This is a genomic window from Micromonospora sp. C41 (genome assembly GCF_018070485.1).
Lineage (GTDB): Bacteria > Actinomycetota > Actinomycetes > Mycobacteriales > Micromonosporaceae > Micromonospora > Micromonospora chalcea.
Genome location: NZ_JAGPXP010000013.1, coordinates 71,858 through 86,061, shown reverse-complemented (window position 1 = coordinate 86,061; position 14,204 = coordinate 71,858). Strand labels below are relative to the sequence as shown.

General features: G+C 73.3%; 17 protein-coding genes. 7 read left to right on the top strand and 10 right to left on the bottom strand.

Annotated features, from left to right (window positions below; genetic code table 11):
• The first annotated feature begins 7 nt into the window (after positions 1 to 7).
• Positions 8 to 805, top strand: a complete 798-nt coding sequence (locus KBX43_RS16215; RefSeq protein ID WP_166456058.1) for a GntR family transcriptional regulator — start codon at positions 8 to 10, stop codon at positions 803 to 805.
• 427 nt (positions 806 to 1,232) lie between these two features.
• On the opposite strand, the gene mshC is transcribed toward KBX43_RS16215, so the two are convergent.
• The 4 genes from mshC to KBX43_RS16195 all read right to left on the bottom strand — a co-directional run bounded on the left by mshC (position 1,233) and on the right by KBX43_RS16195 (position 4,735).
• The gene (gene mshC / locus KBX43_RS16210; protein WP_166456059.1) at positions 1,233 to 2,471 is read right to left on the bottom strand and encodes a cysteine--1-D-myo-inosityl 2-amino-2-deoxy-alpha-D-glucopyranoside ligase; all 1,239 of its coding nucleotides are present in this window, start codon (positions 2,469 to 2,471) and stop codon (positions 1,233 to 1,235) included.
• Between the two features lie 67 nt (positions 2,472 to 2,538).
• Positions 2,539 to 3,357, bottom strand: coding sequence for an SCO1664 family protein (locus KBX43_RS16205; protein ID WP_210885182.1), 819 nt, complete (start codon positions 3,355 to 3,357; stop codon positions 2,539 to 2,541).
• Entirely contained in the window at positions 3,354 to 3,935 is a 582-nt protein-coding gene (locus KBX43_RS16200) for a DUF3090 domain-containing protein (RefSeq protein ID WP_043324423.1), read from the bottom strand. The genes KBX43_RS16205 and KBX43_RS16200 overlap by 4 nt, the downstream gene beginning before the upstream one ends.
• A gap of 86 nt (positions 3,936 to 4,021) precedes the next feature.
• Positions 4,022 to 4,735 carry a histidine phosphatase family protein gene (locus KBX43_RS16195; protein ID WP_043324425.1) on the bottom strand — a complete coding sequence of 238 codons (714 nt, stop codon included), beginning with the start codon at positions 4,733 to 4,735 and terminating at the stop codon, positions 4,022 to 4,024.
• An 826-nt stretch (positions 4,736 to 5,561) separates the two neighbouring features.
• Here KBX43_RS16195 and KBX43_RS16190 point away from each other — a divergent pair.
• Complete coding sequence (locus tag KBX43_RS16190; RefSeq protein ID WP_210885180.1) at positions 5,562 to 6,152, top strand: hypothetical protein; 591 nt, start codon at positions 5,562 to 5,564, stop codon at positions 6,150 to 6,152.
• Between the two features lie 56 nt (positions 6,153 to 6,208).
• Here the strand turns inward: KBX43_RS16190 and KBX43_RS16185 are convergent, their stop codons facing one another.
• Both KBX43_RS16185 and KBX43_RS16180 read right to left on the bottom strand, forming a co-directional pair.
• A complete protein-coding gene (locus KBX43_RS16185; RefSeq protein ID WP_210885179.1) occupies positions 6,209 to 7,045 on the bottom strand; it encodes an undecaprenyl-diphosphate phosphatase in 837 nt (278 codons plus the stop codon).
• Positions 7,042 to 8,094, bottom strand: a complete 1,053-nt coding sequence (locus KBX43_RS16180) for an LLM class F420-dependent oxidoreductase (RefSeq protein ID WP_043324433.1) — start codon at positions 8,092 to 8,094, stop codon at positions 7,042 to 7,044. Before KBX43_RS16180 ends, KBX43_RS16185 begins: the two co-directional genes overlap by 4 nt.
• Positions 8,095 to 8,257: 163 nt before the next feature.
• On the opposite strand from KBX43_RS16180, the gene KBX43_RS16175 reads away from it, so the two are divergent.
• Together KBX43_RS16175 and KBX43_RS16170 are read left to right on the top strand one after the other, a co-directional pair.
• Positions 8,258 to 9,226 carry an aldo/keto reductase gene (locus KBX43_RS16175; RefSeq protein WP_030504007.1) on the top strand — a complete coding sequence of 323 codons (969 nt, stop codon included), beginning with the start codon at positions 8,258 to 8,260 and terminating at the stop codon, positions 9,224 to 9,226.
• A gap of 70 nt (positions 9,227 to 9,296) precedes the next feature.
• Entirely contained in the window at positions 9,297 to 9,488 is a 192-nt protein-coding gene (locus KBX43_RS16170) for a DUF5703 family protein (protein ID WP_043324435.1), read from the top strand.
• A gap of 54 nt (positions 9,489 to 9,542) precedes the next feature.
• Here the strand turns inward: KBX43_RS16170 and KBX43_RS16165 are convergent, their stop codons facing one another.
• Both KBX43_RS16165 and KBX43_RS16160 read right to left on the bottom strand, forming a co-directional pair.
• A complete protein-coding gene (locus tag KBX43_RS16165; protein ID WP_030504008.1) occupies positions 9,543 to 10,196 on the bottom strand; it encodes a hypothetical protein in 654 nt (217 codons plus the stop codon).
• Between the two features lie 62 nt (positions 10,197 to 10,258).
• Positions 10,259 to 11,587: a M20/M25/M40 family metallo-hydrolase gene (locus KBX43_RS16160; RefSeq protein WP_043324436.1), complete on the bottom strand. Its 1,329-nt coding sequence runs from the start codon at positions 11,585 to 11,587 to the stop codon at positions 10,259 to 10,261.
• A 127-nt stretch (positions 11,588 to 11,714) separates the two neighbouring features.
• Between KBX43_RS16160 and KBX43_RS16155 the strand changes: the two genes are divergently transcribed.
• The 3 genes from KBX43_RS16155 to KBX43_RS16145 are packed head-to-tail and all read left to right on the top strand — an operon-like array spanning position 11,715 to position 13,623.
• Positions 11,715 to 12,332 carry a hemerythrin domain-containing protein gene (locus tag KBX43_RS16155; RefSeq protein WP_030504010.1) on the top strand — a complete coding sequence of 206 codons (618 nt, stop codon included), beginning with the start codon at positions 11,715 to 11,717 and terminating at the stop codon, positions 12,330 to 12,332.
• A 47-nt stretch (positions 12,333 to 12,379) separates the two neighbouring features.
• On the top strand, positions 12,380 to 13,366 hold the full coding sequence (locus KBX43_RS16150) for a LysR family transcriptional regulator (protein ID WP_043324440.1): 987 nt from the start codon (positions 12,380 to 12,382) through the stop codon (positions 13,364 to 13,366).
• 20 nt (positions 13,367 to 13,386) lie between these two features.
• Positions 13,387 to 13,623 carry a hypothetical protein gene (locus KBX43_RS16145; RefSeq protein WP_043324442.1) on the top strand — a complete coding sequence of 79 codons (237 nt, stop codon included), beginning with the start codon at positions 13,387 to 13,389 and terminating at the stop codon, positions 13,621 to 13,623.
• A gap of 47 nt (positions 13,624 to 13,670) precedes the next feature.
• On the opposite strand, the gene KBX43_RS16140 is transcribed toward KBX43_RS16145, so the two are convergent.
• Positions 13,671 to 14,021, bottom strand: a complete 351-nt coding sequence (locus KBX43_RS16140; RefSeq protein WP_043324444.1) for a DUF3140 domain-containing protein — start codon at positions 14,019 to 14,021, stop codon at positions 13,671 to 13,673.
• Complete coding sequence (locus tag KBX43_RS16135; protein WP_166456064.1) at positions 14,021 to 14,191, bottom strand: hypothetical protein; 171 nt, start codon at positions 14,189 to 14,191, stop codon at positions 14,021 to 14,023. Before KBX43_RS16135 ends, KBX43_RS16140 begins: the two co-directional genes overlap by 1 nt.
• Positions 14,192 to 14,204 lie beyond the last annotated feature (13 nt).

Here is a 14,204-nt window from a genome sequence, read left to right as displayed (position 1 = left end):
GGCCCGGATGCAGATCAACCCCGGCGCGGCCGAGTTCCCGCACCGGCAGATCGCCGCGCAGCTCAAGGCCCAGGTGCGCCGCGGCGACTGGGGTCCCGGCGAGCGGCTGCCGTCCATCCCGGCCATCGCCGAGATGTTCGGCGTGGCGAAGCAGACCGTGCAACGCGCCGTCGACCAGCTGCGGGTCGAGGGCATCCTGATCACCAAACCCGGCTCCGGTACGTACGTCCGGGGCACCCGGCGCCGCCTCAACCGCCTGTCCCGGGGCCGGTACGGCGGCTTCCGCGGCTACCACACCGACCTCGCCGCCCGGTACCGCCAGCAACTCGTCTCGGTCGGCCGCTCCCCCGCCCCGGCCGAGGTGGCCGACGCGTTCGGCGTCGCCGACGGCACCGAACTGCTCTGCCGCCGGCACCTGGTACGCACCGACGACTCCCCGGTCGAGGTCGGCGCGTCCTGGTTCCTGCCCGCCGACACCGCCGGCACGTCACTGGAGCGGGCCGAGGCGTTCGGCCGGCCGCTCTACCAGGAGGTCGAGGAGGTCACCGGCCGGCGGTACCTCACCGCCACCGACACGATCAGCGCACGCCAGCCCAGCCGGGAGGAGGCGGAGATCCTCCAGATCCGCCCGGACACGCCGGTGCTGCACCTGCTGCACGTGGCGTACGACGAGCGACGCAAGCCGATCGAGGTCGCGCAGGCGACCTGGCCCGGCCCGATGACCACGCTCACCGAGGAGTACAGGATCCCCGCCCCGGCTCCCGACCAGGACCCCGACCCCGACCCCGGCCTGGTCCTGGGCTGACCGCTTTGCCCCCGCCCCGGCGATCTTGCACTTTCCGCCCCGGCAGACGGCGCATTTCCGACGCTCCAGGGGCCGCGAGTGCAAGATCGCCGAGGCGTGCCGGCGGGGCCGGCGCACACATGCTCCCGGAACGGCCACGCCCGGGCGGAGCCCCCCGGGTCGGGTCGTGCCGGGTGGAACACCGTGGGTGTCAAACCGCCCTCGAGACACCCGTCACGTTCCACCCGCCCGCCGAGCGACGCGATCTTGCGGTTTCGGACCCCGCAAACTGGGGCGAAACGGCGAGAAGGCCGGCCGCAAGTGCAAGATCGGCGAGGCGAGGCGAGGCGGGAGCGAGGCGAGGCGGGAGCGGCGCGAGGACGAGGCGCGGCGCGGGGGCGGGGACGGGTGAGCGAGGGACGGGTGCGCGGGCGGCCGGGTGGAACGGCTACAGGGCGATGCCCAGGAGCGCGTCGACCGTGTCGGTGAACAGCGCCGGGGCTTCCGGGTCGTCCGTGACGCCGTTCAACGCTCCGTCGGCCCAACGGTCAGCCGCCGCCAGAGCGCCCGGCGTGTCCAGATCGTCGGCCAGGCGCTCGCGTACCTCGGCCAGCAACGCCGCCCCCGACGGCCCGGCCGGCGCGGCGGCGGCCCGCCGCCAGCGGCCCAGCCGCTCCCGCGCCTCGGTGAGCAGATCCTCGGTCCAGGAGCGGTCGGTGCGGTAGTGGCCGCTCATCAGCGCCAGCCGCACCGCCATCGGGTCGACCTTGTCGGCCCGCAGCCGGGACACGAAGACCAGGTTGCCCTGGGACTTCGACATCTTCTCGCCGTCCAGGCCGATCATGCCGGCGTGTACGTAGTGGTCGGCGAACGGCGCCTCGCCGGTGAGCCGCTCGGCGTGCGCGGCGGAGCACTCGTGGTGCGGGAAGATCAGGTCGTTGCCGCCGCCCTGCACGTCGATCCGGTCGCCGAGCAGGTTCAACGCGATGACCGTGCACTCGATGTGCCAGCCGGGGCGGCCCGCGCCCAGTTCGCCGCCGGGCCAGGACGGCTCGCCCTCGCGGGCGCCGCGCCACAGCAGCGGGTCGAGCGGGTCGCGCTTGCCGGCGCGCTCCGGGTCGCCGCCGCGCTCGGCGAACAGTTCGAGCATCTCCTCGCGGGACAGGTTCGACTCGTAGCCGAAGCGCGGGGCGGCCGAGATGTCGAAGTAGACGTCGCCGGTGCCGTCGTCGAGCCGGTACGCCGCGCCGTCCTTGAGCAGCACCAGCACCTTCTCGGCAATCTCCGGGATCGACTCGACGGCGCCGACGTAGTGCGCCGGCGGGATCATCCGCAGCGCCTCCATGTCCTCGCGGAACAGCGCGGTCTCCCGCATGGCCAGGACCTTCCAGTCCTCGCCGTCGCGCTCGGCGCGTTCCAGCAGCGGGTCGTCGATGTCGGTGACGTTCTGCACGTACCGCACGTCGAGGCCGGCGTCGCGCCACATCCGCTGCACCAGATCGAACGCGATCATGGTGGCGGCGTGCCCCAGGTGCGTGGCGTCGTACGGGGTGATGCCGCAGACGTACATCGAGGCCGCGCCCTCGGGCCGGCTGGGATGGGCGCCCTGCCGCGCCGAGTCGTACAACCGCAGCGGCACGCCCTCGCCGGGCAGCCGCGGCACCTCGTGTCCCGCCCAAGACTCCATGACCGCCAGCCTAACGATCCGTCAGACGCTCGGGTGCCGCCCTACGGGTGATCAACGCGACAGCGGCTCACATCGGCGGCCAGGGCATCGCCGGCCACTCCTCGGGGGGCAGCGGGAACCGGCCGGTGTCGCGCAGCCGCTCGACGCGGGCCGCCAGCGCCGCCGTCTCGCCGATCGTCAGGTGCTCGGCGAGTTCCTCACCGAGCGGGCCGCGAAGCTGACCGGCCAGGCCGTCGAGCATCTCCACCGCGTCCGGCGGCAGCTCGCGGCCGGCCCAGCCCCACAGCACCGTACGCAGCTTCTCCTCGACGTGGAAGCTCACGCCGTGGTCGACGCCGTAGATCCGGTCGTCCGGGCCGACGAGCACGTGACCGCCCTTGCGGTCGGCGTTGTTGATCACCGCGTCGAGCACGGCGAGCCGGGCCAGGCGGGGGTCGTCGGCGTGCGCCAGCGCGTACGCGGCGCCGTCGTCGTCGCGGGCCGCGGCCACCGGGAACCAGCGCGGCGGGATCTCCCCCGCCGGCACGAACCCGACCAGCGGCTCGGCGTCGTCCGGCTCGTCGATCCAGAGCTGGCAGGAGCCGGGGCCGAACGGGCCGTCCCGCAGCACCGTGGGGGGCACCAGGTCCCAGCCGGTGGCCCGGGACACCAGGTAGGCGGCCACCTCGCGGCCGGCGAGCGTGCCGTCCGGGAAGTCCCACAGCGGGCGCTCACCGCGTACCGGCTTGTAGACACAGTGGGCGGTGACGTCGCCGAGCGCGACGACGGCGCGCAGCGTGGCGTTGGAGGCGTCGACAAGCCGCCCTTCCAGGGTCAGCTCACCGTCGGCGAGCAGCCGCAGCGCCTCGGCGCCGTCCTGTCGGGGCTGCAGTTCCGACGACGTCACCGGTGATAGCCGTTGTTCCGGGGGCAGAGGTGACCGGCCGGGTCCAGCGGCTGCCCGCACAGCGGGCAGGGGGGACGGCCGGCGTTGACGACGCGCTTGGCCCGCTCGATGAACTCGCGGGTCGCCTCCGGGGTCAGCCGGACCCGGAGCCGGTCGAGGTCGTCGTCCGGCTCGTCCGGTTCCTCGTCGGCGTCGTCGTCCGCGTCGCCCAGCTCGACCTCGACCTCCGCCTCGCCCACGGCGATCGCCTCGATCACCACTGTCGCGGTGTCCACGTCGAAGGCCAGGCCCAGCGTGCCGACGCGGAACTCCTCGTCCACCGGGGTGTCGAGCGGCTCGTTGTCGCCGCCCGTCGGCGGCGCGGCCTCCGGCAGCTGCACGCCGAAGCGGCGCTGCGCCTCGGCGAGCAGCTCCTCGAGCTTCTCGGCGAGCAACGACACCTGGACCTTCTCCAGCGACACGCTGACCAGCCGGCCGCCGCCGCGCGCCTGGAGGAAGAACGTGCGCTCCCCCGGCGGGCCGACCGTACCGGCGACGAACCGCTCCGGCGGCTCGAAGGCGTGCACCTGGTGCGTCATACCCACGACCCTATCCGGCGCGTGGAAGTGCCGCGCAGCCCACCGACGCCGAATCCGCCCAGAGCGAACGCGCCGCGCCGGGCCGGCTATCCGGCCGCGCCCGCGCCCCCGCCGACCGCCGCGTCCGACTCGGCCGGCCGCGCCGCGCGCCGGCGCCGCTTGCGCGGCGGCGGGACCAGCGCCGACAGGTCGCCGCCGGTGTCGTTGAGCCGGACCAGGAACGGCCGCAGCGGCGTGTAGCGGATCGCGGTCACCGACGCCGGGTCGGCCACGATCCGCTGAAAAAGATCAAGGTGTACGCCGAGCGCGTCCGCCACGATCGCCTTGATCACATCACCGTGGCTGCACGCGAGCCAGACCGCCTCCGGTCCGTGCTCGGCGGTGACCCGCGCGTCCCACGCCCGTACCGCCGCCACCGCGCGCGCGGACATCGCCGCCATCGACTCCCCCTGCGGGAACGCGGCGGCGCTCGGGTGCTGCTGCACCACCGGCCAGAGCGGCTCCTTCGCCAGCTTCTTCAGCGACTGCCCCTCCCAGTCGCCGTACCCGCACTCGATCAGCCCGTCGTCCACCACGGGCTCGGCGTCCGGCAGGGCCAGTTCGAGGGTCTGCCGGCAGCGGATCAGCGGGCTGGTCACCACCGCCGCGAGCGGCAGCCCGGCGAGGCGTGCGCCCACCGCCGTCGCCTGCGCCCGGCCGGTGTCGTCCAGCTCGACCGGTTGCCGCCCGGCCAGGCCGCCGTCGGCGTTCGCGGTGGTCCGGCCGTGTCGCAGAAGCAGAAGGGTCGCCACGCAGACCACCCTAGGCGGTACGCCCCGACGTTGATCGTCCCGCCACGACGCCGACCTTTCCCGCCCTCACACCCCGTCCCCGCCGATCGTGATCGCCCGCCGCATTGCGCGGCTCGTTCGTCTCGCGCGGCACTCCGCCGGAGATCTTGGAAGATTTGGGCCCCTATGAGAGCCATTTCCTTCCAAGATCTCCTGAGGTAGCGGCGCACGCCGGAGATCTTGGTACGTTCCCGCCCTTGTAGGGGCCGCTCCGTACCAAGATCTCCGGCCAGCCCTTTCGAGACGGCGATATGCGCTTGCGATCTGCCGTCGGCGACCCGACCTCCCACACGATCATGAGGTTGACGGCGACAAAACGGACACGAGGTGCCGCCAACTTCATGATCGACGCGGCAGGGGAAGCCCGGGCGTTGGCGGACGCGACGTGGGCGCGACGTAAGCGGGCGCTACGTGAGCGGGGCGGAGATGGGCGTGCGCAGGTGGAGCGGTCGGCGGAGTGGGCCGGATGCGTCGGAACGAGAGAGCGGGGCGTGTCGGGGAGGGCGTGTCCGTTTGCGTCGGGTGTCTGATTTCGGGGTGGTCGGGGACACCCGCACGGCGGAATCGCCTGCGGGGCGGGGGCGTTATATCTGGTGAACGACCGCAGCAGCGCCCCCGCAGCCCGAGAAGGCGGGCGGCAGCGTCGGGGAATGATCCCGGGGCGGCGGTCGTTGGACATGTCTCCGGCCCCCGCAGCCACGGGCAGCGAGCCGGATCCCCCCGAAGACTTCTTGAGCGCCTGACGGTGCCCACGCACTGGCCCCCGGGTGCGTCGACCCCCGAATGGAGCCCCCTCATGAACACGATCCTGCGTAAGAGCATCCTCGGTATCGCCGGTCTGACCGTCGCCGGTGGCCTCGCCGCCGGCCCCCTCAACCACGACACCAGCACCCCCACCACCCGCGACGCCGCCGCGGTCACCACCACCCAGGCCGCGAAGCTGGACAGCGCCGCGCTGATCCCGCACGGCGTGCAGGGCACCCAGTCCCGCATCGACCTCGACGACGAGCAGACCGCCAACGTCAAGGCGATCATCGCCGCCACGAAGAAGGCCGGCATGGACGAGCGTGCCGCGGTCGTGTCGATCGCCACCGCCCTGCAGGAGTCGAAGCTGGAGAACCTCGGCCACCTCGGTGACCGCAACGACCACGACTCGCAGGGCCTGTTCCAGCAGCGCCCCTCCAGCGGTTGGGGCACGGTCGAGCAGATCACCGACCCCGAATACTCCACCACCGCGTTCCTGAAGGGCCTCAAGCAGGTCGACGGCTGGCGCGACATGCCCCTGACCGTCGCCGCCCAGACCGTCCAGGTCAGCGCGTACCCCGACCACTACGCCCAGTGGGAGCAGCAGGCCGCCGACCTGGTCGCCGAGCACTGGAACAGCTGAGACAAGCGAAAGGCCGGCACCCCGAACATCGGGTGCCGGCCTTTCGCATGACAGCGTCAGGTGGCGCTGATCGTGCCGGTGGCCAGCAGGCAGATCACCAGGCTGCCCAGCGCGACCCGGTAGAGCACGAAGACGTACAGCGTGTGGTGTGCGACGTAGCGCAGCAGCCAGGCGATGGCCGCGTACCCGACGGCGAACGCGATCAGCGTCGCCACCACCATCTGCGCCACGCTCGGCGCGGCGGTGCCGGGCGCGGACGGCTCGAAGACGTCCGGCAGGCTGAACACGCCGGAGATCACCACGGCCGGGATGGCCAGCAGGAACGAGTAGCGGGCCGCGGTCTCCCGGGTCAGGTTGAGCAGCAGGCCCGCGGTCAGCGTGCCGCCGGAGCGGGACACGCCTGGTACGAGCGCCGCGGCCTGGGCGAAGCCCATCACCACGCCGTCGCGCATCCGGAAGTTCTCCAGCGTACGGGTCTGCCGGCCCCAGTACTCGGCGAAGGCGAGCAGTAACGCGCCGATGATCAGCGTGCAGGAGATCAGCCAGAGGTTGCGGCCGGCGGTGCGGATCTGGTCCTTGAAGATCAGTCCGAAGATGCCGATCGGGATGGTGCCGACGATGACGTACCAGCCCATGCGGTAGTCGAGGCTGGAGCGCACCGAGCGGTCGAACAGGCCCAGGCACCAGGTGCGGACGATCCGCCAGATGTCCTTGGCGAAGTAGATCAGGACGGCGGCCTCGGTGCCGAGCTGGGTCACCGCGGTGAACGACGCGCCCGCGTCCCGGCCGAAGAACAGCTCCGAGGTGATCCGCAGGTGCCCGGACGAGGACACCGGAAGGAACTCGGTCAGCCCCTGGACCAGGCCCAGGACGATGGCCTCGATCCAGGTCACTCCCCGACTCCGGACAGCTCCAGCGCCTCGGCGACGGTCCGCAGGGTCTGCACCCCGCTCTCCCGGTCGGCCACGAACAGCGACACCGACAGCGTGGTCACGCCCGCGGCGGCGTACTCCCGCATGCGCTCGGCGATGCGCTCCTTCGGGCCGAGCAGCGAGGTGCGGTCGATGAACTCCATCGGTACGGCGGCGGCCGCGTCGCGCTGCCGCTTGGCCAGGTAGAGGTCCTGGACCTCGCGGGCCGCGTCGCCGTAGCCCATCCGGGTGGCGAGCTGGTTGTAGAAGTTCTGCTTGCGGCTGCCCATGCCGCCGACGTACAGCGCGGCGTACCAGCGGACCAGCTCGGCGCAGGTGGCGACGTCGTCGCCGACCACCACCGGCACGGACGGCACCACGTCGAAGCCGGCCAGTTCCTTGCCGGCGGCGGCGCGGCCGGCCCGGACCGAGGCGAGGTGCTCCTCGGCGAACTCCGGGGAGTAGAAGACGGCCAGCCAGCCGTCGGCGATCTCGCCGGCCAGCTCCAGGTTCTTCGGGCCGACGGCGGCCAGGTAGATCGGGATGTGCTCGCGCGGCGGGTGGAAGCCCAGCCGCAGCGCCTTGCCCGGGCCGTCCGGCAGCGGCAGCGTGTAGTGCTCGCCGTCGTACGCGACCTCCTTGCGGGCCACCGCCAGCTTGACGATGTCCACGTACTCCCGGGTGCGGGCCAGCGGCTTGGCGAACCGCACGCCGTGCCAGCCCTCCGAGACCTGCGGGCCGGACACGCCCAGGCCGAGCCGGAACCGGCCGCCGGAGATCGTGTCGATGGTCGCCGCGGTCATCGCGGTCATGGCGGGCGAGCGGGCCGGGATCTGCATGACCGCCGACCCGACGTCGATCCGCTCCGTCTGTCCGGCGATCCAGGACAGGATGCTCGGCGAGTCCGAGCCGTACGCCTCCGCGGCCCACACGACCGAGTAGCCGAGCCGGTCCGCCTCCTGGGCCAATGCCAGGTGGTCGAACGGCGTGCTCCACGCCGTTTGGTATCCGAGGTTGAGCCCGAGTCGCACTGATCCTCCCGCCATCCGCACCACAGGTCGCATCAGGTTACGCAATGAGCGTGGCGCCCTCGACGTCCGGCTCACCCGAACATGTCACACCGGTCTGATGTCGCGCGGGAACTTGACTGCGGCGAGGATATCCGTGACGCCGGGTTCGAAATAAGGTTCACGCATGCAACAGCGACCGCTCGGCCGAAGCGGGCTGGCGGTATCGCGGCTCGCGCTCGGCACCATGACCTGGGGACGCGACACCGACGCCGACGACGCGGCCGCCCAGCTGAAGAGTTTCCTCGACGCGGGCGGCAACCTCGTGGACACCGCGGACGTGTACGCCGACGGCGACGCCGAATCGGTGATCGGCTCGCTGCTGGGCAGCCTGGTGGACCGCGACGAGCTGCTGATCGCCACCAAGGCGGGGCTGCGGCCGGGCAGCCGCCGCCGGGACGGCTCGCGCGGGCACCTGCTGCGCACGCTCGACGCCTCGCTGCGCCGGCTCGGCACCGACCACGTCGACCTCTGGCAGGTGCACGGGTACGACCCGGACACGCCGCTGGAGGAGACGCTCTCGGCCCTGGACCATGCCGTGTCGAGCGGGAAGGCCCGCTACGTCGGCGTGTCGAACTTCTCCGGCTGGCAGACCGCCCGCGCCGCCGCCTGGCAGGCCGCCTGGCCGGGGCGCGCCCCGGTGGTCGCCGCGCAGGTGGAGTACTCGCTGCTGGAGCGCGGCGTGGAGCGGGAGGTGCTGCCCGCCTGCGCCGGGATGGGGCTGGGCGTGCTGCCCTGGTCGCCGCTGGGCCGGGGCGTGCTGACCGGCAAGTACCGCAACGGCCGCCCGGCCGACTCGCGGGCGGTGTCGCCGCACTTCGAACGGTTCGTCGCCACCTACCTGGAGCCGCGCTGCTCCAGCATCGTGGAGGCGGTCGCCATCGCGGCCGGCGGGCTCGGCGTGTCGCCGCTGGAGGTGGCGCTGGCCTGGGTGCGGGACCGGCCCGGCGTGACCGCGCCGATCCTGGGCGCCCGGACCGTCGGGCAGCTGCTCGGCGCGTTGCAGGTGGAGCGGATGACGCTGCCGGAGGAGATCGTCACGGCGCTGGACGACGTGTCGGCGGTGCCGGTGGGCTACCCGGAGCGCGACGGATGAGCCGCGGCGGGGCGGTCCGGGTCACCGTCAGGGGGTGGCGGAGGGCCCGCGACCTGGGCAGCATAGGGGCATGGACTACGAATACGCGCCGCTGCGGTTGCCTTCGAACGTCGATCGGCTGACCGCCGCGGCGCAGCTGGCGATCCAGGCCGAGTTCTCCGGCTGGGAGCTGGCCCGGGTGCGGCTCTACCGGGACGGCACGCGGCAGGTGGTGCTGCGGCGCCGCCTGGTGAACAAGCCGCAGCCGGGCCTGTCGTACTGACGGGCCCGTCCCCGGGGCCGCGCGACGCGGCGCCGCCCCGGGGACGCGCACGGCCTAGTGCGCGTGGTCGTGCTCCTCGTCGAGCTCCATGAACGGGTGCTCGTCGAGCCGGCCGACCAGCCGGTCGTCGGCGGCGGGCTGGAACGGCCCGACCGGGTCGTCGTCGTCGAACGACTCCAGGTCGACCGGGGTGCCGACCTCGCTGACCATGACCACGCCGTCGAGCGGCTCCAGCTCCGGCACGTCCAGCGCGGACAGCGAGCCGTCGCCGCTCTGCAGCAGCTCCAGCACCGCCTCGCCGACGCCCTCCACCGGGGCCGGCTCGTCGTCCTCCGGGGTGCCGTCGCGGCGGGCCGCCTCGGCGGCACGCAGCAGCGCGGCGACGCTCGGCACCCGGTAGTCGCGCCGCTGCCGCACCGAGATGACCCGCGGGTGCGGGTCGGTGGGCTCGCCGCCCTCCACGGCGCCGAAGCGCTCGTCGGCCTCGTCCGGGTCGATCGACTCCACGTCCCAGGGCGTCACCTCGCCGAACGCGTCGAGCAGCTGCTCGTCGTAGGCGAACGAGGCGTTGTTCAACGCGACGTACGCCTGCCAGACGGCGTCGTCGTCGATCCGGCCCTGAGCGGCCCGGACGGCGGCCAGGTGGGCGCGAGCGGCGTCGATCACCCGCTCGAGGGCGGCATCCAGCTCACCGTGCTGGTCGGTCATGTGTGGCAGTCCCTTCGCGATGGGGGGAGGGTTCCGTGCCGACGGCGCCGCTGTGGGCGCGGTCAGCAGGTACGCAGGAAGCGGTCCAGAACCCGCACGCCGAACTGTAGTCCGTCCAGCGGAACCCGCTCGTCGATGCCGTGGAACAGGCCGGAGAAATTGAGGTCGGCGGGCAGCCGCAGCGGCGCGAAACCGAAGCAGCGGATGCCGAGCCGGGAGAACGCCTTGGCGTCGGTGCCGCCGGAGAGCATGTACGGCACCGGGTGGGCGCCGGGGTCCTCGGCGCGCAGCGCGGCCGACATGCCCGCCACCAGGTCACCGTCGAACGTGGTCTCCAGGGCCGGCTGGCGCTGGACGTACTCGATGGCGATGTCCGGTCCGACCAGCTCGCGCAGCTGCCGTTCCAGCTCCTCGCTCTGCCCGGGCAGGCTGCGGCAGTCGATGGTGGCGGTGGCCCGGCCGGGGATGACGTTGTCCTTGTAGCCGGCGGCCAGCCGGGTCGGGTTGGCGGTGTTGCGGATGGTCGCGCCGATGATGTTGGCGATCGGGCCGAGCTTGGCGATCGCGGTCTCCGGGTCGTCCGGGTCGATCTCGATGCCGAGCACGTCGGACACCTCGGCCAGGAAGGCGCGTACGGTGTCGGTCATCACCACCGGGAAGCGGTGCCGGCCGATCCGGGCGACCGCCTCGGCCAGCGCGGTGACCGCGTTGTCGTCGTGCATCATCGAGCCGTGGCCGGGCCGGCCCTTGGCGTGCAGGCGCAGCCAGTCGATGCCCTTCTCCGCGGTCTCGATCAGGTAGAGCCGGCGCTGCTCGTCCACGGAGTAGGAGAAGCCGCCGACCTCGCCGATCGCCTCGGTGCAGCCGTCGAACAGGTCGCGGTGCCGCTGGGTGAGGAAGTGCGCGCCGTAGTCGCTGCCGGCTTCCTCGTCTGCGGTGAACGCGAGCACGATGTCGCGCCGGGGGCGGACGCCGGCGCGCTGCCAGCCGCGGACCACGGCGAGGACCATGGCGTCGAAGTCCTTCATGTCGATCGCGCCGCGGCCCCACAGGTAGCCGTCGCGGATCTCGCCGGAGAACGGGTGCACCGACCACTCGTCCGGGTCGGCGGGCACGACGTCGAGGTGACCGTGCACGAGCAGCGCGTCGCGGCCCGGCTCGGTGCCGGGGATGCGGGCGACCACGTTCGCCCGGCCGGGGGCGGATTCGTGGATCTCGGCGTCGACGCCGGCCTCGGCGAGCTTCTCCGCCACGTACTCGGCGGCGCGCCGCTCCCCCACGCTGGTGTCGTTGTCGCCGGTGTTCGTGGTGTCGATGCGCAGCAGGTCGCGGCAGAGGTCCACGACCTCGTCGGTGGCGTCGGGCCGGGCGGGGAGGGCGTCGCTCGTCATCGCTTCCTTATATCAGCAGGCGGGGTCGTCGCGGCCGTCGGTGCGCGCCGCGGTTTCGTGGATCTCCCGGCCGGGTACCGGCGGAGGCGCCCGGGACATCGACCCCGGCCGTCACGAGGAGGGCCCCATGACCGTCCCGCTGCCGCCGCTGCCGCCCGCCGCCGACGACGCGTACCGGCCGGGTGGGCGAAGCGTGGCCGACCTCGTGGACACCGAGCACCGGGCGCTGCTGGGGCTGGCCGACCGGGTCACCGACGCGGCGCTGACGGCGGCCGAGCGGCGCGACGTGCTGGACGTGCTGACCGCCGCGGTGTCCCGGCACCTGTCGGCCGAGGAGCAGTATCTGTTCCCGGCGGCGCGGGCCGCCATGCCGGACGCCGTCGAGCTGGTGGAGCGGGAGATCGAGGCCGACGCCGGGCTGCTGACCGCGCTCAAGGAGCTGTCCGGCGCGGACGACCCGGCGGTCGCCGACGTGGCCGAGCGGGTGCGCCGGCACGTCAGCCGCGTCGCCGCGCTGGTCACGCCGTTGCGGGAGGTGGCGAGCGACGCCGAGCTGATCCGGCTGGGCAACCGGTGGGAGATCGCGGAGGAGGCGGCGCCGACCCGGCCGCACCCCGGCACGCCGGCCACCCCGCCCTGGAACAAGATCGTCGAGCCGGCGGTCGGGGTGCTGGACAAGGTGCGCGACGCGGTCTCCGGACGGCGTACCCGGCTGAGTGACCTGGAACACCGCCGCCAGAGCTGAGCCGATCGCCCCTTTCGCGTATCGGTTCGTGGTCCTACCGTCACGGTATGGATCTGGAGCTGCGACACCTGCGTGTGGTCTGCGCGATCGCGGAGACGGGGAGCGTCACCAAGGCCGCCTCGGCGCTCGGCCTGGCCCAGCCGGCGTTGACCGCCCAGCTTCAGCGGATCGAACGGGCGCTGGGCGGGCCGCTGTTCGAACGGGACCGCCGCGGCGCCCGCCCGACCGCGCTGGGCGAACTGGTGCTGGACCGGGCGCGGGTGCTGCTGCCGGCGATGAAGGGCCTGCGGGACGAGGCGGCCCGGATGGCCGGCGCGGGCGACCCGCTGCGCCGCTACCGCTTCGGCGGGGTGAACAGCCCGATCATGGGCCGGCTGGTGCACCGGCTCGCCGCCGAGCGGCCGGACGCGCAGATCACCACGTACGCCTCGTGGTCGGTGGACGAGCTGGCGCAGATGGTGGCCGGCGGCCGGCTCGACTTCGCCCTCACCGGGGTGTGCGGCGACTCGACGCCGTCGGCGGGGTTCGGGCTGAGCTGGCGGGAGGTGGCGGTGGAGCCGATCTGCGTGCTGCTGCCGCAGACCCACCCGCTGGCCGGTCGCGCCGAGATCGACCTGGTCGACCTGAGTCACGAGCGGTGGGTGGCCGCGCCGGGCGACGGCTGCTTCGGCGACTGCTTCGCCGCCGCGTGCGCCCGCGCCGGCTTCACCCCCAAGAAGGTGTACGAGGCGGACGTGCGGGCCGCCCTGGAGCTGGTGGACGCGGGCGAGGCGGTGGCGTTGTGCCAGGCCACGTTCCGGCCGGTCGCCGGGCTTGTCACGCGGCGGCTGGCCGGTTCGCCGCTGCGCTGGCGGCTGCTGCTCGGCTGGCACCCGGACGTGCCGGCGGCCGCGGTGGCCGACCCGGTGCTGGCGGCGGCGGTGGCGGCGTACACGGACGCGCTGGCCAACCATCCCGACTATCTGGGCTGGTTGCTGGCGCACCCGGAGTTCGGCGTGCAGCCCAACGGCACCGGCGGGGTGCGAATCGCCTGAACCCGGGTAACACCGGCGACATGACTGATCTGTATCCGGCCGCCGACCAGCGGGAGCTGCTGCGTCAGGCGGCCACCGCGCACACCACCGCCGCCGCCGAGGTGGAGGCGTTCCTGCGGCGGCTGCCGGAGGTGCCGGACCCGGCCGACGTCACCGAGTACGCCAACCTGCTCAGCCGTGCGGAGCGGGCCCGGGACGACCTGCTGGCCGCCGCGGACGCGGCCGGGCTGCGGCTGCCCAGCCTGGAGTCGGAGTAGACGCCGGCGCCCGGGTGGGTGACCCGCCCGGGCGCCGGCGTACCGGCTCAGCGTTCGATCAGGACGTCGTGGCCGAGGTCGAGCAGGGCGTGCCGCCACTCGTCGTCGGCGTTGCCCCGGCGTGGCCGCTGCGCGGTCAGCTCCCGGATCCGGGTGATCGCCTCGCGCATCACCTCGATGTCCTCCGGCGTGAGGTCCACCTTGCGCTTGCGCAGCACGGCGAGGATCTGCCGGCCGGGTTCGGGCAGGTCGAGGTCCGGGCCGGGGCCGAACGCCTCCTCCCCCGAGCCGCGGGTCAGCAGCCACTGCCGCAGCGTCTCGGAGGACACGTTCACCTCGGCGTGGAAGTCGTCCCAGATCACCTCGACCTCGGGGTCGAGTCGCGCCTCGCGTGCCATCACGCCTCCTCTGCCGGCGGCGGCCCGGATGCCGGCTCGCCCTCGTTCGGTGTGTGCTGCTTCAGGCCCTCCGGCGGCACCCGCACCCGGGACGGGTTCGCCGTCGGGGCCGCCTCGATCGGCTCACCGGCCCCGATGTCGCCGTCGGGGACCTCCTCGGGTTCGGTCATGTCCGCCCTTTCG

What these genes read in the sequence shown, in the direction of transcription:
- KBX43_RS16150 (WP_043324440.1), top strand. Translation starts at nt 12,380, where the DNA reads ATGGATCTGGAGCTGCGACACCTGCGTGTGGTCTGCGCGATCGCGGAG.
- mshC (WP_166456059.1), bottom strand. Translation starts at nt 2,471, where the DNA reads ATGGAGTCTTGGGCGGGACACGAGGTGCCGCGGCTGCCCGGCGAGGGC.
- KBX43_RS16215 (WP_166456058.1), top strand. Translation starts at nt 8, where the DNA reads ATGCAGATCAACCCCGGCGCGGCCGAGTTCCCGCACCGGCAGATCGCC.
- KBX43_RS16170 (WP_043324435.1), top strand. Translation starts at nt 9,297, where the DNA reads ATGGACTACGAATACGCGCCGCTGCGGTTGCCTTCGAACGTCGATCGG.
- KBX43_RS16200 (WP_043324423.1), bottom strand. Translation starts at nt 3,935, where the DNA reads ATGACGCACCAGGTGCACGCCTTCGAGCCGCCGGAGCGGTTCGTCGCC.
- KBX43_RS16140 (WP_043324444.1), bottom strand. Translation starts at nt 14,021, where the DNA reads ATGGCACGCGAGGCGCGACTCGACCCCGAGGTCGAGGTGATCTGGGAC.
- KBX43_RS16135 (WP_166456064.1), bottom strand. Translation starts at nt 14,191, where the DNA reads ATGACCGAACCCGAGGAGGTCCCCGACGGCGACATCGGGGCCGGTGAG.
- KBX43_RS16145 (WP_043324442.1), top strand. Translation starts at nt 13,387, where the DNA reads ATGACTGATCTGTATCCGGCCGCCGACCAGCGGGAGCTGCTGCGTCAG.
- KBX43_RS16160 (WP_043324436.1), bottom strand. Translation starts at nt 11,587, where the DNA reads ATGACGAGCGACGCCCTCCCCGCCCGGCCCGACGCCACCGACGAGGTC.
- KBX43_RS16165 (WP_030504008.1), bottom strand. Translation starts at nt 10,196, where the DNA reads ATGACCGACCAGCACGGTGAGCTGGATGCCGCCCTCGAGCGGGTGATC.
- KBX43_RS16190 (WP_210885180.1), top strand. Translation starts at nt 5,562, where the DNA reads ATGAACACGATCCTGCGTAAGAGCATCCTCGGTATCGCCGGTCTGACC.
- KBX43_RS16175 (WP_030504007.1), top strand. Translation starts at nt 8,258, where the DNA reads ATGCAACAGCGACCGCTCGGCCGAAGCGGGCTGGCGGTATCGCGGCTC.
- KBX43_RS16155 (WP_030504010.1), top strand. Translation starts at nt 11,715, where the DNA reads ATGACCGTCCCGCTGCCGCCGCTGCCGCCCGCCGCCGACGACGCGTAC.